The following is a 25484-nucleotide window of genomic DNA, read 5'->3' as shown; positions in this document are numbered from 1 at the left end:
CCGTCGCCCGGCGCGCACCAGACTCGAAAGGGTACGAAGCCCGTCACGAAGAAAGGAACGGATATGTCCAACACATGGGACCCCTGGTCTTATCGAGAGTCGGTCGCTCGGACGCCGGAGGCCGGCGGCATAGTCGGCTACAAGGTTCACGCCACGGATGGCCACATCGGCAAGATCGATGAGGCCAGTGACGCGGTCGGTGACGCCAACATCGTCGTCGACACCGGACCGTGGATCTTCGGCCGCAAGGTCATTCTGCCGGCCGGCGTCATCGAGCGCATCGATGACGCAGAGGAGAAGGTGTACGTCGATCTCACCAAGGAGCAGATCAAGAACTCGCCGGAACTGAGCGAGGACGCAAACCTGACCGATGCGGACTACCGCGAGAGCGTCGCGGTCTACTACGGCGGCTATTACATCTGACCGACCCGTACGTGAACCGCGCGCGATCCCCGGAGCATCCCGCTCCGGGGATCGCGCTGTTTGGCCGGCGCTGCGGGGGAGATCTAGTGCGGCGCGACGCGGTAGTCGACGAGCAGGTGACCGGTGGGGGAGGTGCTGCTCCGGAGCACCTCGAGCCGCGCGGGCGGAACGCCGTCGAGGAGGCGCCGCCCGTGGCCGGCGATCACCGGGGCGATCACGACCCTGAGCTCATCGACGAGGCCAGCGGCCAGCAGCGCCCGGACGACGGAGATGCTGGCGTGGACGCCGATGTCGCCGCCGGGTTGTTGCCTCAGCTCCCGCACGAATCCGGCCAGTTCGCCGTCGATCGCGGTGGCATGGGCCCAATTGCCCGTGAGAGGTGCGGATGTCGCGACGTGCTTGGCGACCCCGTTGATGAACGTCGCAAAGGGCTCGATCTCGCTGCCCGGCCAGAACTCGGCCCACTCCTCGTAGCTGCGGCGTCCGAGGATGACGGCATCCTGGGATGCGATGACGTCGGCCAGGTTGGCGTCCATCGCGGCGTCCCACTCGGTGAAGAACTCGTTCGGAGCCTCGGCGACACCGTCGAGCGAGAGCAGTTCGTACGCGACGACCGTGCGCATGTGCAGCACCTCCGAGAGACCGGGCTGTCCCTCAAGGCTACGCCTCGCATCCGCGCCTCTCCAGTGACGGGAGCCAAACGCCTCGGTACCCTGAGGTGACCTGCGCTGTCCAGCGACACGGGATGGGGACGACGATGACCACGTTTCGAGAACTCCACGAGCAGTCGGCGCCGCTCGTGCTGCCCAACGCTTGGGACCTGGGCTCCGCCCTCGCCTTCGCGGATGCCGGCTTCGCCGCCGTCGGCACCACGAGCTTCGGCGTCGCTGCCAGCGCCGGCCTGCCCGACGGGGATGGCACCGGCCGGGCTGCCACCTTGGCGCTGGCGGCAGAGATGTGCCGGCTGCCCGTGCACGTCACCGCGGACATCGAGGACGGCTACAGCGACGACCCCGACGCCGTCGCGGGGCTCGTCGCCGAGCTCTCGGCGCAGGGCGTCGCCGGGGTCAACCTCGAGGACAGCGCGGCCGGGCACCTGGTGGACCCGGCGGATGTCGCCGCCAAGATCGCCGCGATCAAACGGCGGAGCCCCGCGATGTTCGTGAACGCCCGGGTGGACAACTTCTGGTTCGGCGAACAGGCCAGCGTCGAGGCGGCACTCCAACGTGCCCGCAGCTACGCCGACGCCGGCGCGGACGGAATCTTCGTGCCCGGGCTCGCACAGCCTGACGACATCCGGCGCATTGCAGCCGAGACCTCGCTGCCGCTCAACGTGCTGGCGCACCCGGCGCTCAGCGTCGTGGAGTTGGGCGCGCTGGGCGTCCGGCGGGTGAGCTCCGGCTCGCTGCCGTACCGCGCCGCGGTGGATGCGGCCGTCGACGCTGTGCGCGCCCTGCAGGGCGGCTCCCCGTTGCCGACCGCCACCGCCTACGCCGACATGCAGGCGCGGCTGGTGGCATTCAGACGGCGCAGCACGAGCTGACACTTCGGGGTGCGGCAGCGGCCCTATCCGGTGCGGCGGAGCAGGCGTAGCGTTACCGGCAACACGCATTCGGCAACACGGATTCAGCAGCACGAATGCGAGAACGGCACGGGAGGCGCAGCGATGGCCGAACGCAGGAGCGGTGCGCTGGCAGCGGTTGTGCTCGGCTGGCTCTTGGTGGGCGGGCTGGCCGTGCTCGCCGGGTGCACCGGCGCCGCGCCGAACGACACCCCCTCCGCGAGCCCGGCGGCCGACGCCGGTGAACTCGTCGATATCGGGGATGGCCGGCAGCTGTTCCTCAGCTGCCGCGGGACCGGCAAACCCACCGTGCTGCTCGTCTCCGGAACCGGCGGCGCCGCCGACGAGTGGATGGTCGCCGGGGATCCAGCAGACCCGTCGGTGCCGCCCACACCGAGCGCGCGCTCCGTCTTCGACACGGTGGCGCTGACCACGCGGGTGTGCGCCTACGATCGCCCCGGAACGACACTGCTCGATGGGGAGATGTCGCCCTCGACCGAGGTCGCCCAGCCGACGACTGCCCTCACGGGCGTCGCAGATATTCAGCGGCTTCTCGACGCCAGCGGCGAGGAGGGCAGCCTCGTGCTCGTCGGCGCCTCCTGGGGCGGCGAGATCGCCCAGCTCTTCGCCCGCACGCCCCCGCAGAGCGTGGCCGGGCTGGTCCTGGTGGACTCCGCCTCCGAGTACCTGCACGACACGCTCAGTCCGGCGCAATGGGACGGCTGGATGTCGGTGATTGCCGCCGCCGCCACCCCGGGGGCGGAGAGCCCCGACTACGAGGGCAGCCTCGCCCAGCTGGCGGATGCCGCCGCAGTGCCGGCTCTCCCCGCCACGGTGCTGACCTCGGACCAGCCCTGGGACTTGCAGGTGACGCCGGGTGCCTCCACCTGGCCGGCCTGGCTGGCCGCCCAAGACGAGCTCGCGGCGGCCTGGCACGCGACCCATATCGCCGACACGCAGAGCGGCCACGGCATCCACGTGCAGCAGCCCGAGCTCGTCGCGGCGGCGATCACCGCCATCGTCGATGAGGTGCGCGCGCAGGAGTGACCGGGCGCGCGGAGGGCTGGTCCCGATTCCTGAATTAGGTTAGCCTTACCTAAATACAATTCGGTGGGACTGACGGGCGGGATATTCATGACGGGAAACGCGGCAGCCGCGCACTTCTTGCTGGTGGGCGACGGTGCCGACCTGAGAGCGTTGCGAAGCATTGTCACCCGGCTGCCGGTGAACGCCTACGGGCAGATCTACGTCGAGGTCGCATCCGTGATGCAGCTCGAGCAGTGGCCGGTTCCCGCGGGCATGACGGTGAGCTGGCTCTGCCGCGACAGCTCCCCAGGCGAGGATGGACAGGTCGCGGCCCAGGGCGAGCTCGTGGCGCGGGCAGTCTCAGCCTGGGTGGCGGAGTGGATGCCCGAGCGGCAGCGCTCCCATCAATCGCCCTATGTGCTGTGGATCGGCTGCGCCTCGAGTGACCACGTCGATGGTCTCTACCGCGAGCTTGCGCAGCGGATCGAGCACACGCACTTCCACGATCCCCGCGCGCACTAGGTCTGCTGCGCGCGGTCGTCGCGCCTAGCCGGCTGTCGGCACGCCGCCGGTCTGCACGCCGGGGTGCTCGCGCTCCAGGGCGGCGCCCTCCAGGTCGACGTTCGGGAGGATGCGGTCGAGCCAGCGGGGCAGCCACCAGGCCGAGGAGCCGAGCAGGTGCATGAGCGCCGGCATCAGCAGCATCCGCACCACGAAGGCGTCGAGGAGCACGCCGAAGGCGAGGCCGAAGCCGATGGAACGGATGATGGTCGACTCGGAGAAGATGAAGCCGCCGAAGACCGAGACCATGATCAGGGCTGCGGCGATCACGACAGAGCGGCCGGCGCGGAACCCCTGGGCGACGGCGAGCCGCGCGGGGGAGCCGTGCACATAGGCCTCCCGCATGCCCGAGGCGAGGAACAACTGGTAGTCCATGGCGAGGCCGAACAGGATGCCGACGAGGATGACCGGCAGGAAGCTCAGGATCGGGCCCGTGCTGTGCAGTCCGATCAGCTCCGCGCCCCAGCCGAACTGGAAGACGGCGACGATCAGGCCGTAGGTGGCGAACAGCGACAGCACGAAGCCGGCGGTCGCGATCAGCGGCACGAGCAGCGAGCGGAACACGAGGATCATGATCAGCAGCGACAGCCCGACCACGACCACCAGGTAGATCGGCAGCACCGCGCTGAGCGCCTCGGAGATGTCGATGTTGGCGGCGGCCTGGCCGGCCACGCCGAGCACGATGTCGCCGCCGACCGGGGGCAGGGCGCGGATGTCCTTCACCAGCTGCTCAGTGGAGGCACTGTTCGGCCCCTCGGCCGGTAGCACCTGGAAGGCGATCAGCGTGTTGTCCTCCGATGTCGCGACGGGTGCGACGGCAACCACATCATCCAGTTCGGAGATCGTCTGGGCGATCTCCAGCTGGGTGGCGAGCAGCTCCTCATCCGGGATCGGGTCGGGCAGCGTGGCGGTCACCAGCAGCGGGCCGTTGGCTCCGGCGCCGAACTCCTCGTTCACGATCTGGAACGACGTGTAGCTGGTGGAGCCGGCCGGCTCGCTCGAGCCATCGGGCAGGCCGAGTCGCATCGACAGCGACGGGATCGCGACGATGAGGAGCGCCACGACGCTCACCAGCACCGTGACGACCGCGCGAGCCGTCGACATCTGCTTCACCGGCTTCGCCGACTTCGCGACGTGCGGGGCGCCGATCGTGGCGCGCGCCGTGCGGTTCAGCAGGCGCGTACCGATGAGGCCGAGGATGGCGGGGGCGAGGGTGATCGCGACCAGCACGGCGACGGCGACGCAGACGGCCCCGACGGTGCCCATCAGCCCGAGGAACGGGACCCCGGTCACGTTGAGGGCGAGCAGCGCCACGATGACCGTCGCGCCGGCGAACACCACGGCAGTTCCGGAGGTGCCGGTGGCGAGACCGATGGACTCGCGCACGGCGACGCCCGCGAGCACCTGCTTGCGGTGCCGGTTGACGATGAACAGCGAGTAGTCGATGCCGACGGCGAGGCCGAGCATCACGCCGAGGACGGGGGTGACCGACGCCATGTCGACCACGCCGGAGAACGCGAGCGAGGCGGTGACACCGACGCCGACGCCGACGAGGGCGGTGACGATGGGCAGGGCGGCCGCGATCAGCGAGCCGAGCATCACGATCAGCACGATCGCGGCGAAGACGAGGCCGACCGCCTCGCCGACGCCGAAGATCTGGGGCACGCCCTGGGCGATGTCCGTGCCGAAGCTGACTTCGACCCCGTCGATCGGGGCATCCTCGAAGTGGGCGATCGTGTCCTGCTTGACCTCGTCGGAGAGCTCGAGGCGCGGCTCGGTGAAGGAGACGTTGACGATCGCGGTCGAGCCGTCCTCCGACACCACGCCGAGACCAGTGGCAAGGTCCAGGAGTTGCGTGCCCTGGGCGATCTGCTCCGCTCCGCTCTCCAGCTGGGCGCGGGAAGCGTCGAGGGTCTCCTGCTGGGTCTGCAGCGCCGCCTTCTGCGCGTCGAGCTGCGCCTGCTGGGCGTCGAGCGCGGCCAGCTGCTCCGCGCCGGCGCCGGCCGCGACGGCCTGGTCGCGCGCTGCGCTCAGCTGCTGCTCGGCCTGGTCCAACTGGGCCTTGCCCGCGTCGAGCTGGGCCTGGCCGGCATCCAGTTGGGCGAGCCCGGTCTCCAGCTGAGCCTGGCCGTCGGCGATCTGCTGGGCCTGCGCGGCCTGCTGGTCGTTGGCGGAGAACGGGTCGATGACGGATGCCACGCCGGGCAGACTCTCTGCGCTGCTGGCCACCTCAGAGATGGCCTGCCGCTGGGCGTCGGTGAACGCGGCCCCGTCGGTCGTCTGGTACACCACGGTTCCGGTGCCGCCCGCGGTGTCCGGCAGTTTCGCCGCGAGCTCATCGGTGACGGCGCCGGATGCCGTGCCGGGGATGTCGAAACTGTTGCTCAGCCCTCCGCCGAAGGCGAAGAAGGCGCCGACCGCGATGCCGAGAATCACGATCCAGGAGACGACCACCGCCCAAGCCCTGCGTGCAGCGAACGAACCCAAACGGAACAACAGTGAAGCCACGCGATCAGTCTCCTCTAGACTTTTTGATCATACGCCTCGTCTCGTCTAGTGGCTGCGAGTAGCCTGAGAGTGTGAACCAACACCGAAATGGCCCCGTCCGCAGCGCCGCGGCGCGGGAGGCCGTGCTCGCCGCGACGACGCGGCTCTTCCACGAACAGGGGTACGACAAGCTGACGATTGAGGGCATCGCGCGCGAGGCCGGCGTCGGCAAGCAGACGATCTACCGTTGGTGGTCCTCCCGGGGCGCGGTGATCGCCGACTGCCTCGCCGAGGGCCGCCTGTTCCCGGTCGAGTTCGAGGTGCCAGACTCCGGGCAGCTGCTCCCAGACATCGAGCACTGGCTGAGCACCGTGCTGGCGGTGCTGGACGCCCGCAACGGTGGTGAGCTCGTGCGCTCCCTCGTCGCGGCCGCCGCCGAGGACCCGGCCGTGGGGACGAGCCTGAGCGAGCGGTTGGGGGTCGAGCGCAGCCTCGCGGCGCGGCTGGAGCGCGCGGTGCACGACGGCCAGCTGCCGGCGAACGCGCCGATCGACCAGATCGGGGAGTCGATCCTCGGCGCCATCATCGTGCGCGCCCTGAGCAGGCAGAGCGACAGCGGCGAGCCGCTGCGCCGGCTGGTGCGCTTCCTCTTCGCGCCCTCCGGCCCGGCTAGGAGGTGATCTTGAAGAGCGAGCCGGCCGTCGTGCGGCCCGCCGCGAACAGCGAGGGCGCCGCGCCCGCGCCGGTCACCAGGTCGGCGAGGATGCGGCCGACAACGGGCACGAACTTGAAGCCGTGGCCGGAGAAGCCCGCTCCCACCACGATCGGCCCGATGCGATCGAGCACGAAGTTCTCGTCGGCCGTCAGAGTGTAGGTGCAGCTGACGGCCACGAGCGAGTCGGCGTCGGCGCCGGGCAGCCAGTCGCGGGCGTAGCGCTGCAGGTCCGCGAGTTGGCCCGGCTCCGGTGTGAAGCTCCGGGCGTCCGGGTCGGTGAGCGGCCCGACGGCGTGCCAGCCGGCCTTGACGCCCTCGCCCGGCGTGAGCATGCCGTAGATCGCTGACGGCCAGTAGTCGTAGCCGGGCTCGCCCGGCGTGAAGCGGTGGTTGAAGCCGGGCCAGATCGCCTCCTGATCGGTCACCGCGAAGTGGGCGGGCTGCTCCTGGGTGACGCTGAGGCGGGGCAGCTGCACCACCCCGTCGAGCAGCGTGCTCGTCCACGCTCCCGCCGTGACGACGAGCGTGCGTGCGCGCAGCACCTCGACGCCGTCGGCCGTCTCCACCTCGACGGCGACATCGTCGTCGCCGAGCACGCGAAACGACAGCACCCGGCTGCGGTGGCGCACGATCGCGCCGTGCTCTGCGGCGATCCGCTGCAGCGCGGGCAGCGTGGCATCCGCATTGAGCTGGCCGCCCTGGGGCAGGTGCAGCACCTGGGAGTCGAACCGGATGCCGGCCCAGCGCTCCTGTGCCTCCTCGAGCGGGAGGAACGCGGCCTCGAAGCCGGCGGCGCGGAGCGCATCGTGCACGCCCTGGTAGCTGTGGTCGCGGCCGTGGTTGACGATGCCGGTGTGCGCGAAGAGCTTCTCGCCGCTCTGCTGCTCGATCTCGTCCCAGAGCGGCAGGGCCTCGGCGAGCATGTCGAGGTAGGTGCTCTGCGCATAGCCCAGGCTGAAGTTGCGGGTGGCCCCGTGGGACGCGCCGAAATGATGCCCGGGCTCGAAGCGCTCGAGCAGGGTCACGGCTCGGCCGCGCTGGGCGAGCGCCCAGGCCGTGGCCGAGCCCATCGCCCCGCCGCCGAGCACGATCGTGTCGAGCCGTTCCGTCATCTGTGGGTTCCCCTCGTCGTTGCCATGCTTGCGAGTGCGGCGCGCGCCGTCGCATCCAGTTCGCGCAGCACTGTCGAATTTACCCCGGGAATCGGGGCGATGATGGTGAAGATCCGGGCATCCTCCGAGGGGACGCCCACGGAGAAGAGGGAGCGGTGCGCGGCACCGTCAGCGCGGACGAGCGCGTTGTCGTGCGGCGAGATATCGAGGGCGCCCGTCTCGAGCCCGTCGATGCGGAACGGGCGCACGAGCCCTTGCTCCAGCACGGAGCGCAGCAGCGGTTCGGCACTGCGCCGGCCGGCGGGCAGCGGCAGCCAGGCATCCACCAGCGTGCGGGCGCGCACGGTGTGGGCCGGCACCCGCGGGGAGGCCGCCTCGAAGCGGCCGCCCTGCACACGCAGCTGCAGCTCCGGGCCGAGCGGTCGCACGATGCCGGCGCGGAGCAGGGCGAGCAATTGCCGGGAGCGAAACAGAGGCGGCCCGCTGCCGAGGATGCCGGCGAACGCCTGGAAGTCCTGGTAGCTGCCGGCGAAGGACTCGGCGCTCAGCCGACCGAATTCGACGAGGGGCACGATCGTGAGGCGGGCGGCGCCGATGCTGAGCAGCGCGGCCTTGAGCGGGCTGTCGGCTCCGAGCGCCGCCTGCTCGGCGTCGGCGTGCACCGCGGCGATGGTGCGCGCCGTGAACTCCTCCGCCGAGGCGAAGCTCTGCGGCAGCGGGCGCTCCACGTGTGCGAGGTCGAGCCGGTCGGCCGCGTCGGGCACGCCCAGTGCGAGTGCCTGCTGCCACTGCGGCGACGCGATGCCGTGGGCCTCCAGCGTGAGCAGCAGCTCTGCGACCGGGCGGGCGAGGGCCTGCGGGCGCGAGCGGGCGAGCGTCTCGTAGTAGGCGGCGGTGGCGTCGGCATCGATGAGGGGGCGGACCTGGCGCCCGAAGTCGATGCGTTCCTCGCGCAGCAGCGCGGGAAGCGCGGCGCGCAGGAGACGCTGCGGCGAGGGCGGGGGAGGCGCCCCATAGTGCGACTTGGCGCGGAAGACGAGGCCGCGCCGGGAGCCGGCGTGGATGACTGGCTCGGCGCCGCTCGGCAGGTACTGAAGCCGGTGCGGGTCGAGGCCGTGCTCGCCCTCCACGAAGCGGCCGCCGCGCCCCTCCGTGAGCATGCTCACGGTGTCGAAGAAGCTCATCCCGAGGCCGCGCACGATGACCGGCTCCCCGGCATGCACCCGGCTGAGATCCTGGTCGATCGGGTTGTCCGGCACGACCCAGTCCAGCTGCGCATCCGCCACGGCGGCTGCGAGCTCCGATTCCGTCGCGCTCGGTGTGACGGGCAGCCAGCCGAGAGCCAGGATGACGGCGTCGGCGCGGAGCACGGAGCCGTTGTCCAGTTGCAGCTCCCAGGCCGCGCCGTCCGTGTCGGCGTCGCCGGTCTCGATCTCGGTCTCGGTGACGGCGACGGCGCGCGCGCCGTGCTCCACCAGGCGGATGCCCGGTGGCAGCGTGTCGACCGTGCGGGCGTGCGCCCAGCGCAGGTAGTGGCCGTAGAGCAGGCGGCTCGGGTTCGACCAGTCGCGGGTGCGCGCCGCCTCCGCGCGCAGCGCCGGGGGGAGCCCGGGAGCGGCGATGCCGCCGGCGGCCACCGCCTCGCACCACTCCAGGAAGCTCGGACCGGGAACGATGGGCCCGGCACACTGCACCGTGGCATCCGTGAACACCGTCGACTGGGCGGCGACCGTGTTCATCACCAGCGTGCCGGGCTGGCCGTCACGCCAGGTGCGGCCGGATCCGGCCGGATGCGGGTCGACCAGGTGCACGACGAGGTCTTCCCCCGGCAGCAGCTCCCCGATGCTCGCCGAGACGCGTTCGAGCAGCACGGCGCCGCGCAGGCCGGCGCCGACGATGCAGAGGGAGCGTTCCGTCACGACCGCGGGTCAGTCCTCGCTCGTGTGTGCACGCGCGTCGTTGGCCTGCTGGTCGGCGATGGCCTGCGCGTCGTCCGCGGCGGGCGGCAGCGGCTCGCCGAGGCTCAACATGAGCCGGTTGGCCCAGGCGAAGAAGGCGCCGGACTGCACGATGTCGAGCACCTCGGCCGCGTTCAGCCCGACCGCCTGCAGCGCCGCCACATGCTCGGGGCCGAAGGCGTTGGGGATCGCGGTGAGTGCGGCCGCCGCGTCGGTGATGGCCCGCCAGCGCGGGTCCAGCTCGGCGTCGATGCCGTGCTCGAGCAGGGCGCGCACCTCGTCCTCGCGCTTGGTGAAGGTGATGCTCAGCCGGGCGTGCACGCTCGTGCAGAGCACGCAGCCGTTGACCCGCGAGACGACCGTCGCCGCGAGTTCCCGCTCGCCGCGGCGGAGGCCGGGCCGGCCGAGGAAGACGGCCTGGTCGACGAGGGTGCGCGCGTGCAGGGAGGCCGGGTGCCAGGCCAGCAGGCGGAAGTAGGGGGAGTTGGGCCAGATGCTGGCCTCGATGGCCTCGCGCTGGGGCTCGGTTCCGGTTGCCGGGTCGACGGGCGTGATCCAGGCATGCCAGGCCCGCTCGTCTGTGCTGAAACGTGACTCGCTCACAGGGTTCCCTTCAGGACGGTCAGCCCATGTGCGATGCGCACCTGGAACGAGACGAAGGAGACGATCTGGCTCAACACGACGATCTCCGCCGCGGTGAGGCCGGCGGCGGTGAGGGCGTCGAGGTCGGAGGCCGTCGTCGCCGCCGGCCGGGCCACGAGCAGCTCGACATGGCGCAGGATGGCGCGTTCGCGCCGGGAGGCGAGGAGGCCGGCGCCCCGGTCCGGCCCGCTCTCCACGACGGCGAGCAGTGCCGGATGCCCGGCGTGGGCGGAGAGCCGCTCCGCGTAGTGGGCGAGGGCGGCCGGCGCGTGCTCCAGCCGGGCGGACCGGGCGGCGACGAGCAGGCGGGTGGGCAGCTCGAACCCGGGCACCGGGTCGGCGTCGAGGCTCTGCGGCAGCAGGGCGTCGTAGCTCGCCTGGGCCGAGCTCACGACATCCGGGCGGTGGCCGCGCAGCGCGGCGCTCTGCGCGGTGTCGAGCCCGGAAATGGCGTCGATCACATCCGTCATTGCTTCTCCTTGATGGTGGTTGTTGCCGCGCCGACCTCGACGGGGCTGCCGAGATAGGCCTCGCGCACGCTGGCGTCGCCGAGCAGCGAGGACGCCGTTCCCGACACCGCGATGTGGCCGGTGCGCAGCACATAGCCCCGATCGGCGATCGAGAGCGAGAGCTCGGCGTTCTGCTCGACGATGAGCACGCTCACCCCGAGGCGGGCGTTGACGTCTGAGATCATCTCGAGCACCTGGTCGACGATGATGGGGGCGAGGCCCATCGTCGGCTCGTCCATGCAGACGAGCTTGGGCTTGCTCATGAGGGCGCGGCCGAAGGCGAGCATCTGCTGCTCGCCGCCGGACATGGTGCCCGCCCGCTGCCGCTTGCGCTCGGCCAGCCGGGGGAAGGCCTCGTAGATCTCGTCCAGGCTGCTCAGGATGCCGCGGCGGTCACGGCGCACGTAGGCGCCGGTCAGCAGGTTCTCCTCGACCGTCATGTCGCCGAAGACGCGTCGCGCCTCGGGCACGGAGGCCAGCCCGGCGGTGATGCGGCGACCGCAGTTCCAGCTCGTGACATCGGTCCCGCCGAGGCTCACTGTTCCGCTGCTCGGGGTGACGAGGCCGAGGATGGTCTTCATCGTCGTGGACTTGCCGGAGGCGTTGCCGCCGAGCAGGCAGACGATCTCGCCCTCTCCCACCTCGATGTTGACGTCGAAGAGCGCCTGACTGGTGCCGTAGAAGGTGTTGACGCCGTCCAGGCGCAGCAGGGCGGTCATGCGGTGGCTCCCGTTGGCTGTGAGTGGGCCGGCTGCGCGACTGCCGGTTGCGCTTCTGGCGCCGGTGCGTGGCGCTTGCCGAGGTAGGCCTCGATCACGCGGGGGTCGTTGCGCACCTGCTCGGGGGTGCCCTGCGCGATGATGCGCCCGTTGTCGAGCACGATGACGCGGTCGGAGACCGTCATCACCAGGTCGAGCTTGTGCTCGACGAGGAGCATCGTCTGCCCGGCCGCCTTGAGGTCGAGCAGCTGGTGCATCACCTCGGCCGTCTCCGTCTGGTTCATGCCGGCCGTCGGCTCGTCCAACACGAGCAGCCTCGGCCGCGAGATCAGCGCGCGCGCAATCTCGGTGCGTCGGCGGTTGGCGTAGGAGAGGGTGAAGCTGAAGTTCTCGGTGCGCGGCGCCAGGCGCTCGCCGAAGCGGGCGATCTGCGCGTCGACGGCGGCGTTGTCGAGAACGCTCTGTCGGCGCAGCGCCGGGGTGCCGACGATCGCGAGCACGGTCTCGGCGAGCAGCGGGATCCAGCGGATGCCGGGGATGCCGCGCAGGGCGGCGAACGGCCGCCCGACCCGCTGCACGGCCTCCAGCCCGACGAGCACGTTGTCGCGCACCGTCAGGTTGCCGATCACGCGGCCGTTCTGGAAGGTGCGGGTCAGGCCCTGCGCGGCGATCTGGTGCGGTTTGAAGTGGCGCAGCTCGGTTCCGGCGAGGCGCACGGAGCCGGCATCCGCCCGCAGCACCCCGGAGATCAGGTTGAGCGTCGTCGTCTTGCCGGAGCCGTTGGGGCCGATGATGCTCACCACCTCGCCCTCGGTGATGCTGAGCTCGACGTCGTCGACGACGTGCAGCCCGCCGAAGCTCTTGTGCAGGCCGTGGACGGCGAGCAGCGGAGTCGCGGTCATTCCGATCTCCTTCCCACGAGGGCGCGTGTTCGCCGCAGCGGGGCGTGCAGCCAGGCCGGCACGTTCTCGACGCGCGCCCACAGCCCCTGCGGGCGGAAGATCACGAGCGCGAGCAGCAGCGCCCCGTAGAAGAAGTAGCGCCACTCGTAGAGCGGGCGGAAGATCTCCGGGACGGCGACGAGCACGAGCGCGCCGACCATGACGCCCATCGGGGCGCGCATGCCGCCGAGCACGACGATCGTCACGGCGAGCACCGAGAGGTTGATGCCGAACTGGGCCGGCTCGATGTAGGTCAGCTGGCTCGCGTAGAGCGCGCCGGCGAATCCGGCGATGGCCGAGCCGATGCCGAAGGCGAGCGACTTGTAGGCGGCCGGGTGGATGCCGGAGGAGGCCGCGGCCACCTCGTCCTCGCGCACGGCCGCCCAGGTGCGCCCGAGGTGGGAGGTGCCGAGCCGGGAGACGAGGAGCATGAAGACGACGAGGATCGCGAAGGTGAAGAGGTACATTGCCGGGGCGCTCGCGATCTCGAAGCCGAAGACCTCCGGGCGCGGGATCGCGAAGATGCCGCGGGCGCCGTTGGTGAGCCAGGGCAGGTTGAGGGCGAGCGCCGCGATGAACGCGCCGGTCCCGAGCGTCGCCATCGAGACGTAGTGGCCACGCAGCCGCCAGGTGGGGGCGACGAGGATGACGGAGATGACGGCGGCGACGAGGCCGGCGGCGAGGAAGCTGGGCACGAACGGCCATTCGGCCTTCGTCATCAGCAGGGCGGAGGTGTACGCGCCGATCGCGAGGGCGCCGGCCTGGCCGAGCACGATCTGGCCGGCGAAGCCGCTGACGATGGTGAGCGAGAGGGCGAAGAGCGCGTAGATCCAGACGAGGCTCCCCGCGCGCAGGATGTAGTCGCTGGCGGGGAAGACGAGCAGGATGCCCGCACAGGCGAGCACGGCGTACTGCCATGGCTTGAGGGTGAGCGGCCGGCCCGCGCCGAAGAAGGTGCCGGTCATCGGCTCGGAGCCGACGGCGGGGACGCGCCCGAGGATGCCGCCGGGGCGGATCCAGAGCACGCCGATGAGCACGCCGAAGGTGATGAGCTGGCGGGCGGAGTCGCCCCAGATGGAGACGCCGAAGGCCTCGGCGATGCCCAGGATGAGGCCGCCGACGACGGCACCGGCGAGGCTGCCGAGGCCGCCGAGGGTCGCCGCGGCGAAACCCTGCACGCCGGCCATGAAGCCGATGGTGGGGGAGACGTTGGAGTAGTACATGCCCACGAGCACGCCGGCGATGCCGCCGAGCGCCGAGGCGATGACGAAGGAGGCCGCCTGGATCCGCGCGACGGGGATTCCCATCTGCTGGGCGGCTTCGCTGTCTTGCGCGGTGGCCCGGATCGCCCGGCCGTACTTGGTGCGGGTGATGAACAGCGCGAGCGCCACGAAGCAGGCCAGGCTCACGCCGAGGATGACGAGGCCGAGCGTGCCGAAGCGGAAGCCGAACAGCTCCAAGTTGCCCTGTTCGAGCAGCGCCGGGAAGCGCCGGGTCTCGGCGCCGAAGATGCGCTGCGAGGTGTTGTCGAGGATGATCCCGACGGCGAAGGTGGTGAGGAGCGCCGCGATGGGCGGGGCGGAGCCCAGCGGCTTGATCGCGATGAAGTGGATCACCCAGCCGAGGAGGGCGGTGGCGGCGATCACGACGATGATCACGGCCCACAGTGGGAACCCGAGCACCGAGGCAACGAACCAGCCCAGCATCGCCCCGATGGCGAAGGTCGCGCCGTGCGCGAAGTTGACGATGTTCGAGACACCGTAGATGAGCGAGACCCCCAGCGCGATGAGTGCGTAGGTGCTGCCGCTGATGATGCCCGCGAGCAGTATGTCCATTCTGTGGCGTCCTCTGTTGGCTGGTGCTGGTGCTGGTGCTGGTGCTGGTGCGGTGAAGCGATGGCAGAGTCAGGCGCCGCCCCGGGGGAGCCCCGGGGCGGCGCCTGGGGGAGTTCTACTCGGCGAGGACGAACTCGCCGTCCTTGACGACGAGCGCGAACTGCTCGGCATCCGTCACCCGGCGGTTCTCGGAGAACGTGATCGGGCCGTAGAGGATCGTCGGGATGTCGCTGCCGGTGGCCAGCGCGGTGCGGATGCCGTCGCGGCTCGGTTCCTGGGCGGCGGCCCAGGCGACGATCTTGAGCGCGTCGTAGGCGCGGATCGCGTAGTCACTCGGGGTAGCCACGTCGTACTCGGCCGAGAAGTCCGAGACGAACTGCTGCACGCTCGGGTCCGGGTTGCTCGGCGTGAAGTAGCTGAGCGTCTCGAAGCCCTCCGCGGCGGGGCCGGCGAGCTCGATGAACTGCTGGTTGTAGTTCGAGCTGATGCCCACGATGGGCACGTCGATGCCGAGCTCACGGGCCTGGGAGGTGATCAGTGCGCCGTCGGCCGCGTAGGAGATCAGCACGATCACCTCGGGGTTGGCGGCCGCCGCGGTGAGCAGGAGAGGCCGGAAGTCGGTCGACTTGGGGTCGTATGCGCTCTCGTAGACGGTGTCCTGGCCGATCTCCTCCGAGCGGTCGGCGAAGAAGCCGTGCGTGTCGGCGCCCCAGTCCGTGTCGTGGAAGAAGACGGCCTGCTTGCTGCCCTTGGTGGCGGCGAAGTCGGCCAGGCGGGGCGCCTCGAACTCCTGGGACACCCAGGTGGCGAAGACGAAGTCACCCGGGTCGGTCACGGTCGACGCAGACGCCGAGAAGGCGAACTGCACGAGGCCGCCGGCCTGGTAGATCGGGCTCGCCGCGGCCGAGGCCGGCGTGCCGAAGTCGCCGAGCGAAGCGAGGATCGTCGGGTCGTCGACGAACTTCTGGGCCACGGCCGGTGCCTGCGCCGGGTCGGCCTGGGTGTCTTCGTACTGCAGCTCGACCGCGCGGCCGTTGATGCCGCCCTCGTCGTTGAGCTGCTTGAGCGCGAGCTCGAAGCCCTGCGTGAAGTACTCGCCGTACTGGGCATTGTTGCCCGTCTGGGGCAGTGCGACGCCGAAACGGATCGGCTCGGTGCTCGCGGACTCGGCTCCGGCACCGGTGCCGGGGCCGGAGGCGGTCGCGCTGCAGGCGGCGAGGCCCGCGACGAGCGCGGTCGCGCCCAAGACGGCGAGGCTCTTGCGAAGAATTGTCATGACTGTGGCTCCTGGATCGGCGAAGAACGTGCGGACGGTCGATGATGCGCGTGGGGAGAGAGTGACAATGGATGAACGAACGATCCACGTCGTGTCTCGGAGACTAGAAGTTATGGAGTGCCGCCTCCGAATTTGACTACCCAGTGTTACGCCGGCCGGCCGGCATCCGCGCCGGACTAGAACGTCGGCGACGGCGGCGCCACCGGCGCCACCGGCGCCGCTCCGCGCCGCCGGGCGAGCGCACGCAGGATGAGCTTGCGGATCTCGTCGTACCAGAGCACCACGGAGCCGAGCGCGATGCACGCGCCCCAGTGGGCCAGATCCAGCGGCGCCGTGCCGAACGCCACCTGCAGGAACGGCACCTGCACGACGGCGATCTGCAGCAGGATTCCCAGCAGGATCGAGCCCCAGAGCCACGTGTTGGAGAACATCTTCCGGAACGCGCTACTCGTCTCCGAGCGGGCGTTCAGGGCGTTGAACAGCTGGGCGAAGACGAGCGTGGTGAACCCGACCGTGCGGGCCACCTCCAGGGTGTCGTGGCCCTCGACGAGGCCGCCGGGCAAGAACATGTCAATCGAGAACAGGGCGGCCAGCGCCATCACGAGTCCGATGGAGAGGATGCCGCCCCACATGCGCGCGTCGATGGCCCGGTCGGTCAGACCGCGGGGCCGGCGCGCCATGACGTCGTCCACCTCGGGGTCGATGCCCATGGCCAGCGCGGGGGTGGAGTCGGTGATCAGGTTGATCCACAGGATCTGGGTTGCCAGCAGCGGCAGCACGAGCCCCTCGCCGCTCGCGTCGGAGAGGCCGATCAGCCCGGCGAAGAGCACGCCGAGGAAGACGGTGAGCACCTCGCCGACGTTGGAGGAGAGCAGGTAGCGCAAGAATTTCTTGATGTTGTCGAAGATCACCCGGCCCTGCCGGACGGCCGCGACAATCGTGGCGAAGTTGTCGTCGGCGAGGATCATGCGCGCCGCCTCCTTCGTCACCTCCGTGCCGGTGATGCCCATCGCGACGCCGATGTCCGCGGACTTGAGCGCCGGGGCGTCGTTCACGCCGTCGCCGGTCATCGACACGATCTGCCCGTCGGCCTGCAGGGCGTCGACGAGGCGCAGCTTGTGCTCGGGGGAGACCCGGGCGTACACCGACACGTCGCGGGTGACGGCGCGCAATTGCGCGGCATCCAGCGTGTCCAGCTCTGCACCGGTGACAGCCCGCGCGCTCGACCCGACGATGCCGAGGTCGGCGGCGATCCGCACGGCGGTGACGGGGTGGTCGCCGGTGATCATGATGACGCGGATGCCGGCCCGGTGCGCCTCGGCGATGGCCGCCGCGGCCTCGCCGCGCGGCGGGTCGATGATGCCGACGACGCCGGCGTAGACGAGTTCCTGCTCCAGCGCCGGGTCGAGCTCGTCCGCGGGATCGACAGATCGCTCGGCGGCATCCACAACCCGGTAGGCGACGCCGAGCGTGCGGAAGGCCTGGGCGGACAGGGCCTCCACCTCGGCCTGCGCCTGCTGCCGGAGCGCCGCGGTGAGCGGCACGGTGCCCTCGCCGACCTGGAGGCGGGTGCAGCGTTCGAGCAGCACGTCCGGGGCTCCCTTGCTGAACAGGACGAGGGTGCCGTCCGCGCTGTCCTGGTCCAGCGTCGACATCATCTTCCGCTCCGAGGTGAACGGGATCTCGCCCCGGCGTCGGAAGCGGGCGATCTGGCCGGTGATGCCCTCGAGCTTGCGGGCGGCCACGAGGAAGGCGGCCTCGGTGGGGTCGCCCTGGATCTGCCACTCGCCGTCGCGCTCGGTGAGCTGCGCGTCGTTCGCCAGGGTGCCGGCGCCGAGCACCAGTTGCGCCTCGAAGCGCTGCGCGCCCGCCAACTCGCCGTCGCGCCCCACCACCTCGCCGATCGGGCGGTAGCCGACGCCGGTGACGTCGGCCTGCCCGGAGGCCGTCACGATCCGTTCGATCGTCATCTCGTTGCGGGTGAGCGTGCCGGTCTTGTCGGTGCAGATCACCGACGCGGAGCCGAGCGCCTCCACCGAGCTGAGCTTCTTCACGACCGCGTTGCGTTTGGCCATGCGCTGCACGCCGATCGCCAGGATCACGGACAGGATCGTGGGCAGCCCCTCCGGCACGGCGGCGACGGCGAGGGAGACGCCGAGCAGCAGCACGACGACGAGGTCGGCGGGCGAGGTGACGCCCTGCACCAGGATGAAGGTGATCATCACGACGAGGGCGACGATCACGACGATGATGCCGAGCGCCTTGCTGATGCGCTTGATCTCGTTCTGCAGCGGCGTCGGCTCCTCGACGGTCGCGTCGAGCATCTCGGCGATCGCCCCCATCTCGGTCGCCATGCCGGTGGCGGTGACGACGGCGCGGCCGACGCCCTGAGCCACCGAGGTGCCCTTGAACACCATGTTCGCCCGGTCGCCGAGTGGGGCGGGCTCCGGCAGTGTCGCGGCGTTCTTGGTGACCGACGCGCTCTCGCCGGTCAGGGAGGCCTCCTGGATGCGCAGCCCAGTGGCGGTGAGCAGCCGGGCATCCGCCCCGACGGCGTCGCCCTCCGTGAGCACGAGGATGTCGCCGCGCACCAGCTCGCTGGAGGGCACGGTCTTCAGCTCGCCGCCGCGCAGCACGGTGGAGCTCGCGGCGGTCATCGCGCCGAGTGCCGCGACGGCATCCGCGGCCTTCGCCTCCTGCGTGTAGCCGATGATCGCGTTCAGGACGATGATGGCGGCGATCACGATTGAGTCGACGGGGGCGCCGTGCGCGCCCTCGACCGCCCAGGCCAACAGCGAGATCGCGACGGCGGCGAGCAGCAGGTAGATCAGCGGGTCTTGGAACTGGGCCAGGATCTTCCGCCAGGTCGGAACCGGCGGTGTGCCGCGCAGCTCGTTCGGGCCGTCGGCCGCGAGCCGCCCGGCCGCCTCCGCGTCGGAGAGTCCGGTTGCCGGGTCGACACCCAGCTGCGCCGCGACGGCCTCGGCATCCAGGAGGAACGCGCCCTCGGTGGATGTGCTGCTGGCAACTTCGTCTGGCATCGTGCGACCACGCTTCCGGAAAGGCAGTTCATCCCATACATCGACGAGGCCGGGTCACTGAGAGCCTCCGGGCCACAGAACCACTGTAGCTCCCGCCGTCCCGGGGGACACCACCCGCGCGCCCGGCCAGCCGGCACCCCTTTCGCAGGCGCCCGCCGCGACCTATCGTTGAGTATCGCTCAGTTGTGTTCGAGGAGGTCATCATGGGTGGTTCGTTCCCCGCCGGCGGATTTGGCGCCGGCAATCGAGGCGATGGGATGTGGCAGATGATGGAGCAGCTGCGGGGCGCATTCGAGAAACGCGCCGGCTCCCGCATGGGCAGGGGTGATGTGCGCACCGCGGTGCTGACGCTGCTCGCCGAGCAGCCGATGCACGGCTACCAGATCATCCGCGAGGTCGAGGAGCGCAGCGGCGGCAGTTGGAAGCCGAGCGCCGGCTCGGTGTACCCGACGCTGCAGCTCCTCTCCGACGAGGGGCTGATCGCCGCGGAGGAGTCGAACGGGCGCAAGATCTACGCGCTCACCGACGCGGGCCGCGCCGAGGCCGCGGGCGCCGCGGCATCCGCCCCCTGGGACGCCTCGGCCGCGGGCGACAGCTCCGGGTTCACCGCCCTGCCCAAGGCCGGCATCGAACTCGCTCAGGCGGCCGCACAGGTGGGGCGGACGGGCACGCCCGAACAGGTGCAGCAGGCCGTCGCCGTGCTCGATGAGGCCCGGCGCCGGCTCTACTCGATCCTCGCGCAGGACTGACGAGGGTGGCAGCCGCCAGCACCGGGGGAGAGGCGATGCCCGGCGCCGGAGCCACCCGTGCCCGCTACCGCCGCATCCTCCGCTTCGCCGGCTGGAACCTCGCGGTGACATGGTGGTACGAGCTGTTCCTGCCGCGCATCGGGCTGGCCCGGGTCGCCGAGCGCACCCGGGCGACGCGGATGACGCGCGTCGCGCAGCGCTTCCACGTGCTCGCGGTGGAGCTCGGCGGGCTGATGATCAAGGTCGGCCAGTTCATGTCGTCGCGGCTGGACGTGCTCCCGCCCGAGATCACGAGCGAGCTGGAGGGCCTGCAAGACGAGGTGCCGCCCGTGCCGTTCCCCGCCATCCGGGCGCTCGCCGAGGCGGAGCTGGGGGTGCCGCTGGAGCGGGCGTTCGCGGCGATAGACGAGGTGCCGGTGGCGGCGGCATCCCTCGGCCAGGCCCACCGCGCCCGGCTCGCCGAGCTCGACGCGGAAGAGACCGGGCTGCACGGGGTCGTGCTCAAGGTGCAGCGGCCGGGCATCGACGAGATCGTCGACGTCGACCTGGCGGCGCTCCGCAAGGTGGGCGGCTGGCTCAGCCGGGTCCGCCTGGTCTCCGACCGGGTGGACATGCCCGCGCTCGTCGAGGAGTTCGCGGCCACGAGCATGGAAGAGATCGACTACCTGCACGAGGCCACGAGCGCCGAGCGCTTCGCCGCCGATTTCGCCGGAGACGCCCGGGTGGCGGTGCCCGCCGTGGTGTGGGAGCGCACCACCCGGCGCGTGCTCACCCTGGAGGACGTCACCGCGATCAAGATCACGGATGCCGCGGCGCTGCGCGAGGCCGGCATCGATCCGGCCGAGGTGGCGCCCGTCTTCGCGACCGTCATGTTCGACCAGCTGTTTGGCACCGGGTTCTTCCACGCCGACCCGCACCCGGGCAACATCTTCGTCACCCCGGCCGCAGACGGGGCGCTCGGGCGCCCGTGGAAGCTGACGTTCATCGACTTCGGCATGATGGGCGAGGTCTCCGCCGGCACGCGCAGCGGCCTGCGAAAGCTGCTCATCGCCGCGGCCTCCCGCGACGGCAAGGGGCTGGTGGACGCGATCCGCGAGGTGGGCGTGCTCGTCCCGTCGACCGACACCCGCGAGCTCGAGCAGGCGATGGTGGCGCTCTTCGCCCGCTTCGGCGGCATGGGCTTCGCCGAGCTGCGCGAGGTGGACCCGCGCGAGTTCCGCGACTTCGCCGTGCAGTTCGGCGACGTGGTGCGCTCGCTGCCGTTCCAACTGCCCGAGAACTTCCTGCTCATCATTCGGGCGATGTCGCTCACCTCCGGGGTGTGCAGCGCGCTGGACCCCGACTTCAACGTCTGGGACTCCATCGAGCCGTACGCCGCGCAGCTGATTCGGGACGAGAGCGGCAACGTCGTCACCGACCTCGGCAAGCAGGCCCTGGAGGTCGCGGGGGTGGCCTGGCGCCTGCCCAAGCGCGTGGATGCCGTGCTCACCCGCATCGAGGACGGCCAGGTGTCGGTGCAGAACCCGCACCTGGAACGCCGGGTCGCCCGGCTGGAGCGCACCGCGCGGCGCCTGCTGGCCGCCGTGCTGTTCGCCGCGCTGCTCATCGCCGGCGCCGTGCTCCGCGCCGACGCGGTCGTGTTCGGCACGGTGCTGATGATCGGCTCGATCATCCCGCTGCTCTTCGCCCTGTTCGGCGGCGGGCGCGGACGCTGACCGGACGCTGTCTGGCGGCAGCCCGAATTGCGCAGGATTCGAGAAGCGCATTCCTCTGCAGACCCGTAGCGTGTGGGTAGGCCGCAACGGCCACCGAACAGCACCACTCGCAGAAGGAGCATCACATGGCTGAGAAGACCGCTGGACTCTCGCAGGAGGAGCGCGAGGCCGTCAAGCAGCGCGCCGCCGAGCTGCGCGCGGAGGCGAAGGCTGGCAAGACCCGCGCGGCGGGGGAGCAGGCCCTGCGCGAGGCGATCGCGGAGCTGCCGGCTGACGACCGCGCGCTCGCCGAGGGAATCGACCGGATCGTGACCGAGGTTGCTCCGCATCTCATGCCGAAGACCTGGTACGGGTTCCCGGCGTACACCGATAGGGATGGGAAGGTGGTCGTCTTCTTCAAGCCCGCCTCGAAGTACACCAGCCGTTATGCGACCCTCGGCTTCGAGGAGTCGGCCCAGCTCGATGACGGTGACCTCTGGGTGACCTCCTTCGCCGTTCTCGCGCTGACGCCGAAGACGGAGCAGACCATCACGGAGTACGTCCGCAGGGCAGCGGGCGGCAGCTGACCCGCACTCAGCGGGGCTCGGAGGCCGCCGGACCGTGGTCGTGCAGGCGCTGATCCATCGGTGATCCATGCCCGCCGCGCACGGCAGCCGGCAAGGTTGTCGCCACCCAGGCGTCGGCTTCGCGCTGTGACCGCAGTCGAACGATCACGAGATGCGGGTGCAGGCGCTCGAGCTCGGGTATGCGCTGGCGGTAGACCCCTCTGGTGGCGATCGCCCAGCGAATGATGTGCTCGGGATCGGTGAGGATCGTCCAGAGCGGCCGCTCGACGTTGCCATTCCACAGCTGCTCGCGCCGCGCCCGGCGCCGGATCGTTCGGCGCACGACGCGGGGGAGGGTGACGCGCGCGAATGGGAGGTCGAGCCAGACGATCAGGTCTGCGCGCTCGCCCAACCGCGGGCGGGCGGCGTTGTACTGCCACTCGGTCGTCCAGGACTCCGCGGAGGTGAAGTCGAGCACGTCGTCGAGGAACTCGGGGCGGGGCACCCAATCGGGGCCGTGGTACAGGGCATCGATCTCGGTGTGCGCGCCGTCCGTGACGGCTGCGATGCGAGCGGCGAGCGTTGTCTTCCCCGTGCCAGACACACCGGCCACCGCCACCCGGCGGGGGCGGTGGGGAAGGGCGTCGGCCGCGGTGAGCATCGCCCCAGTGTATTCAGCCACGGTTGGGGGCCGCTCGCGCTGGCCCTCAGTGCCAGCACGGAATGTCGCGGTGCTCGCTGGCGCCGCTCGGCTGCCCGTCGGCTGGGCGCGGTGTCGAGCGGGCGGCCGACTATCGTCGAAGGATGCCTACCTTGCAGTTGTTGCGCGCGGACCATGCCCCGGCGGTACTCGCCTTCGAGCGGCAGAACCGCGCCTACTTCGGCGCCGCGGTGCCAGACCGCGGCGACGACTACTTCGCCGAGTACGCCGCACGCCACGCCGCACTGCTGGCCGAGCAGGCGAGCGGCGACGGTGCCTTCTACGTGCTGGTCGACGAGGACGGCGCCGTGCTCGGCCGGTTCAACCTGGTGTTCACCGGCGACGGTGCCGCCGAGCTCGGCTACCGGGTCGCGCAGCACGCCGCCGGACGCGGCCTGGCGACATCCGCGGTGCGAGAACTCTGCCTGTTCGCGGCCAGCCGGCACGGCGCACGCACCGTTGCCGCCTCGGTCGCCACCGAAAACGCCGCGTCGCAGAAGGTGCTCACCAATGCGGGGTTCGTTGCGGTTGGGCCCGCGGACCCGGCCAGCCTCGGCGGCCACCCGGGCACCCGGTACGAGCGCGGCCTCGAACCGTCCTGAGCGGGGCGGCCGCGCGCTGCAGCCCGGGCCGCGACGAGCATCGCTACCCTGACCTCATGACCAACTTCGACACCGTCGTCATCGGAGCAGGCGTATCCGGGCTGACCGCTGCCCGGCTGCTCGCCCAGGCCGGGCAGCGAGTGCTCGTGCTCGAGGCGCGCGACCGCGTCGGCGGCCGCACCTGGACCGACCGCGAGGGCGGCCTCGCCACCGACCGCGGCGCCTCGTGGATCCACGGCATCGACGACAACCCGCTGACCCATCTGGTCGCGGCCCTCGGCATGCGCACGGTGGAGTTCACGGTCGGCAGCTACCAGCCGGACGGTCGGCCCATCGCGTACTACGGGCCAGCGGGGGAGCGACTGGACGACGAGCAGGTTCGGGCATTCGCCGCCGACATCCGCGAGGCCGACGCACAACTCGCGGCCGCCGTCGCGGCCTCCGTGCCGGGCGAGACTTACCTCGACGCGATCGAGGACGCGCTGGCTCGGCTCGGGTGGGACGCGGAGAGAGCCGAGCGCGTCCGCGAGTTCCTGCGGCACCGCTCCGAGGAGCAGTACGGGGTGTGGGCGGGCGACCTGGCCGCGCACGGCCTCGACGACGACACGGTCGACGGCGACGAGGTCGTGTTCCCCGACGGCTTCGACCGGCTCGCCGCGCACCTGGCCACCGGGCTCGACGTGCGGCTGGAGCATGTGGTGACCCGCGTCGAGTGGACGCCGGAGGGTGTCACGGTCCGCTCAGAGCAGGGCGCCTTCACGGCGGACAGGGCGGTCGTCACGGTGCCGATCGGCGTGCTGCGCTCGGGCGACCTCGCCTTCGAGCCGGCGCTGCCCGCATCGATTGCCCGTGCGATCGACTCCTTCCAGATGAATGACTTCGAGAAGGTGTTCCTGCGCTTCCCCACCAAATTCTGGGATGACGGCGTCTACGCGATCCGCCAACAGGGCGAGGCCAGTGCGTGGTGGCACTCCTGGTACGACCTCACCGCCGTGCACGGGGTGCCCACCCTGCTCACCTTCGCAGCCGGGCCGTGCGCCATCGAGACCCGCGACTGGCCCACCGGCCGCATCGTCGAGTCGGTGCTCGGCGCCCTGCGCGGACTCTACGGGGATCGGGTCGAGACGCCAGAGCACGTGCTGATCACCGACTGGCGCGACGACCCGTTTGCGCAGGGCTCGTACGCGTACCTCAAGCCCGGCGGGAACGTCGAGGACCACGACGCGCTGGCCAGCCCCGTCGCCGGTGTTCTCCACCTCGCCGGGGAGGCGACCTGGACCGAGGACCCGGCCACGGTCACGGCGGCGCTCCGATCCGGCCACCGGGCGGCCGAGAACATCCTCGGCCGCCCGGTGCCGTTCAGCGCACTGGCCGGTTAGGGCAGCTCAGAGAGGAACCGCGCGGTGTCCCGGGCGATCTCCGGCGACAGGGTGTGGTGCAGGTAGTGCCCGCCGTCGAGGAAGACGACCTCGCCGTTCTCGACGCTCTGCGCCTGCTCGGTGTGCAGCTCGGCCCAGGTTGCGATGTCGGGGCTGTCCGCCTGCGCGAAGAGCAGCACAGGCAGGTCGTGCGGGAAGGTGGTGCCGAGGGCGGCGCCGAAGTTGGATCCGATGTGCTCCGCCTCGCTCAGGTATGTGGGGGAGAGCGAGTTCTGGGAGGAGAGGACCAGCATCTGCCCCTTGGTCTCCTCGTCGAAGGGAAGGCCGTCGTAGGGGTCGTTGAGCGAGTTCAGCACGCGCAGGAGTCCGAGCGTCTGGAGGGTGTTTATCGTGTTGAGGGGGAGCTCTTCGTCCATCCCCGGCTGACCGGGGACGCTGCTGTCGATGCCCACGAACGCAGTCACCTCATCGCGGTAGGTGTGGGCGTAGGCGATCCCGTAGATGCCCGCGATGGAGTGGCCCATCAGGGTGTACCGGTCGATGTCGAGGGCCTGCAACGCCTCGTGCACCTCGCTCACGATGTTCTCGGTGGTGCGGGGCTTCTCCGTCTGGTCGCTGAGCCCGTAGCCGAACGGCTCCACGGCCACGACCCGGTAGCTCGACTCCAACTGGGCGATGAGTGGTGTGAAGTCCAGTGCGGGGGCTGCCGTGCCGAAGCCGGGCAGCAGCACGATCGTCTCATCGCCGCCGCCGCTGACGAGCACATTCATCTGCTTGCCGTCAACGGGAACCAGCTGCCCGTAGCGCGGGAGGTCCCGAGACTCGGCGTCCGTCGCGACCGCGTTCACGATTGTCGTCGTGGCCAGCACCAACGCGATGACCCCGACGATCGATCCGATCGTGAGGAGTGAGATTCTGAGGATTTTCTTCATTTTCTTCCGTTTCTGGGGTTGGAGAAGCCACCGGTGTCGGCCTTGTGGGCCCACCG

23 protein-coding genes are annotated in these 25484 nt (G+C 70.8%); 10 read left to right on the top strand and 13 right to left on the bottom strand.

Features of this window, described 5'->3' with window-relative positions; translation table 11 throughout:
* Window positions 1–63: 63 nt before the first annotated feature.
* Complete coding sequence (locus BLT62_RS12590) at window positions 64–423, top strand: PRC domain containing protein (RefSeq protein WP_083364376.1); 360 nt, start codon at window positions 64–66, stop codon at window positions 421–423.
* 83 nt (window positions 424–506) lie between these two features.
* Here BLT62_RS12590 and BLT62_RS12585 read toward each other — a convergent pair whose 3' ends face one another.
* Window positions 507–1046, bottom strand: a complete 540-nt coding sequence (locus BLT62_RS12585) for a dihydrofolate reductase family protein (protein WP_083364375.1) — start codon at window positions 1044–1046, stop codon at window positions 507–509.
* 134 nt (window positions 1047–1180) lie between these two features.
* Between BLT62_RS12585 and BLT62_RS12580 the strand changes: the two genes are divergently transcribed.
* The 3 genes from BLT62_RS12580 (at window position 1181) to BLT62_RS12570 (ending at window position 3532) form a co-directional block, all read left to right on the top strand.
* Window positions 1181–1966 (top strand): isocitrate lyase/PEP mutase family protein, encoded by a 786-nt coding sequence (locus tag BLT62_RS12580; protein ID WP_197675136.1) that lies wholly within the window; start codon window positions 1181–1183, stop codon window positions 1964–1966.
* Window positions 1967–2089: 123 nt separating this feature from the next.
* On the top strand, window positions 2090–3031 hold the full coding sequence (locus BLT62_RS12575; RefSeq protein WP_083364373.1) for an alpha/beta fold hydrolase: 942 nt from the start codon (window positions 2090–2092) through the stop codon (window positions 3029–3031).
* An 87-nt stretch (window positions 3032–3118) separates the two neighbouring features.
* Window positions 3119–3532 carry an SIP domain-containing protein gene (locus tag BLT62_RS12570; RefSeq protein WP_156786341.1) on the top strand — a complete coding sequence of 138 codons (414 nt, stop codon included), beginning with the start codon at window positions 3119–3121 and terminating at the stop codon, window positions 3530–3532.
* A gap of 24 nt (window positions 3533–3556) precedes the next feature.
* Here the strand turns inward: BLT62_RS12570 and BLT62_RS12565 are convergent, their stop codons facing one another.
* Window positions 3557–6079, bottom strand: a complete 2523-nt coding sequence (locus BLT62_RS12565) for an MMPL family transporter (RefSeq protein ID WP_083364371.1) — start codon at window positions 6077–6079, stop codon at window positions 3557–3559.
* 71 nt (window positions 6080–6150) lie between these two features.
* Here BLT62_RS12565 and BLT62_RS12560 point away from each other — a divergent pair, with 71 nt between their 5' ends.
* Entirely contained in the window at window positions 6151–6738 is a 588-nt protein-coding gene (locus BLT62_RS12560; RefSeq protein ID WP_083364370.1) for a TetR/AcrR family transcriptional regulator, read from the top strand.
* Here BLT62_RS12560 and BLT62_RS12555 read toward each other — a convergent pair.
* The 9 genes from BLT62_RS12555 to BLT62_RS12520 form a co-directional block, all read right to left on the bottom strand.
* The gene (locus BLT62_RS12555; RefSeq protein ID WP_083364369.1) at window positions 6728–7885 is read right to left on the bottom strand and encodes an FAD-dependent oxidoreductase; all 1158 of its coding nucleotides are present in this window, start codon (window positions 7883–7885) and stop codon (window positions 6728–6730) included. The genes BLT62_RS12560 and BLT62_RS12555 overlap by 11 nt on opposite strands.
* Window positions 7882–9804, bottom strand: coding sequence for an FAD/NAD(P)-binding protein (locus BLT62_RS12550; protein ID WP_083364368.1), 1923 nt, complete (start codon window positions 9802–9804; stop codon window positions 7882–7884). The genes BLT62_RS12555 and BLT62_RS12550 overlap by 4 nt, the downstream gene beginning before the upstream one ends.
* Window positions 9805–9813: 9 nt before the next feature.
* Entirely contained in the window at window positions 9814–10446 is a 633-nt protein-coding gene (locus BLT62_RS17875; protein ID WP_104474053.1) for a peroxidase-related enzyme, read from the bottom strand.
* The gene (locus BLT62_RS17870) at window positions 10443–10955 is read right to left on the bottom strand and encodes a carboxymuconolactone decarboxylase family protein (RefSeq protein ID WP_172829703.1); all 513 of its coding nucleotides are present in this window, start codon (window positions 10953–10955) and stop codon (window positions 10443–10445) included. The genes BLT62_RS17875 and BLT62_RS17870 overlap by 4 nt, the downstream gene beginning before the upstream one ends.
* Window positions 10952–11713, bottom strand: a complete 762-nt coding sequence (locus BLT62_RS12540; protein ID WP_083364367.1) for an ABC transporter ATP-binding protein — start codon at window positions 11711–11713, stop codon at window positions 10952–10954. Before BLT62_RS12540 ends, BLT62_RS17870 begins: the two co-directional genes overlap by 4 nt.
* Window positions 11710–12615: an ABC transporter ATP-binding protein gene (locus BLT62_RS12535; RefSeq protein ID WP_083364366.1), complete on the bottom strand. Its 906-nt coding sequence runs from the start codon at window positions 12613–12615 to the stop codon at window positions 11710–11712. Before BLT62_RS12535 ends, BLT62_RS12540 begins: the two co-directional genes overlap by 4 nt.
* A complete protein-coding gene (locus BLT62_RS12530; RefSeq protein WP_083364365.1) occupies window positions 12612–14489 on the bottom strand; it encodes an ABC transporter permease in 1878 nt (625 codons plus the stop codon). The genes BLT62_RS12535 and BLT62_RS12530 overlap by 4 nt, the downstream gene beginning before the upstream one ends.
* A 115-nt stretch (window positions 14490–14604) precedes the next feature.
* Window positions 14605–15765, bottom strand: coding sequence for an ABC transporter substrate-binding protein (locus BLT62_RS12525; protein ID WP_083364364.1), 1161 nt, complete (start codon window positions 15763–15765; stop codon window positions 14605–14607).
* Window positions 15766–15941: 176 nt separating this feature from the next.
* Complete coding sequence (locus BLT62_RS12520; protein WP_083364363.1) at window positions 15942–18806, bottom strand: cation-translocating P-type ATPase; 2865 nt, start codon at window positions 18804–18806, stop codon at window positions 15942–15944.
* A 203-nt stretch (window positions 18807–19009) separates the two neighbouring features.
* On the opposite strand from BLT62_RS12520, the gene BLT62_RS12515 reads away from it, so the two are divergent.
* The 3 genes from BLT62_RS12515 to BLT62_RS12505 all read left to right on the top strand — a co-directional run bounded on the left by BLT62_RS12515 (window position 19010) and on the right by BLT62_RS12505 (window position 21836).
* Window positions 19010–19555: a PadR family transcriptional regulator gene (locus tag BLT62_RS12515; protein WP_083365452.1), complete on the top strand. Its 546-nt coding sequence runs from the start codon at window positions 19010–19012 to the stop codon at window positions 19553–19555.
* Window positions 19556–19590: 35 nt separating this feature from the next.
* Window positions 19591–21270: an ABC1 kinase family protein gene (locus BLT62_RS12510; RefSeq protein WP_083365451.1), complete on the top strand. Its 1680-nt coding sequence runs from the start codon at window positions 19591–19593 to the stop codon at window positions 21268–21270.
* Window positions 21271–21395: 125 nt separating this feature from the next.
* Window positions 21396–21836 carry a hypothetical protein gene (locus tag BLT62_RS12505; RefSeq protein WP_083364362.1) on the top strand — a complete coding sequence of 147 codons (441 nt, stop codon included), beginning with the start codon at window positions 21396–21398 and terminating at the stop codon, window positions 21834–21836.
* Window positions 21837–21843: 7 nt separating this feature from the next.
* On the opposite strand, the gene BLT62_RS12500 is transcribed toward BLT62_RS12505, so the two are convergent.
* On the bottom strand, window positions 21844–22497 hold the full coding sequence (locus BLT62_RS12500; RefSeq protein ID WP_331710499.1) for a P-loop NTPase family protein: 654 nt from the start codon (window positions 22495–22497) through the stop codon (window positions 21844–21846).
* Between the two features lie 122 nt (window positions 22498–22619).
* Between BLT62_RS12500 and BLT62_RS12495 the strand changes: the two genes are divergently transcribed.
* Window positions 22620–23117 (top strand): GNAT family N-acetyltransferase, encoded by a 498-nt coding sequence (locus BLT62_RS12495; protein WP_083364361.1) that lies wholly within the window; start codon window positions 22620–22622, stop codon window positions 23115–23117.
* 56 nt (window positions 23118–23173) lie between these two features.
* Window positions 23174–24496 (top strand): flavin monoamine oxidase family protein, encoded by a 1323-nt coding sequence (locus BLT62_RS12490; RefSeq protein ID WP_083364360.1) that lies wholly within the window; start codon window positions 23174–23176, stop codon window positions 24494–24496.
* On the opposite strand, the gene BLT62_RS12485 is transcribed toward BLT62_RS12490, so the two are convergent.
* Window positions 24493–25428: an alpha/beta fold hydrolase gene (locus BLT62_RS12485; RefSeq protein WP_083364359.1), complete on the bottom strand. Its 936-nt coding sequence runs from the start codon at window positions 25426–25428 to the stop codon at window positions 24493–24495. The genes BLT62_RS12490 and BLT62_RS12485 overlap by 4 nt on opposite strands.
* Window positions 25429–25484: the final 56 nt, after the last annotated feature.

Origin of the sequence: Microterricola viridarii (assembly GCF_900104895.1) — a bacterium.
In the GTDB taxonomy this organism is placed as follows: Bacteria; Actinomycetota; Actinomycetes; order Actinomycetales; family Microbacteriaceae; genus Microterricola; species Microterricola viridarii.
The sequence above is the reverse complement of the archived record's forward strand: the minus strand, read 5'-3'. Positions and strand labels throughout refer to the sequence as shown.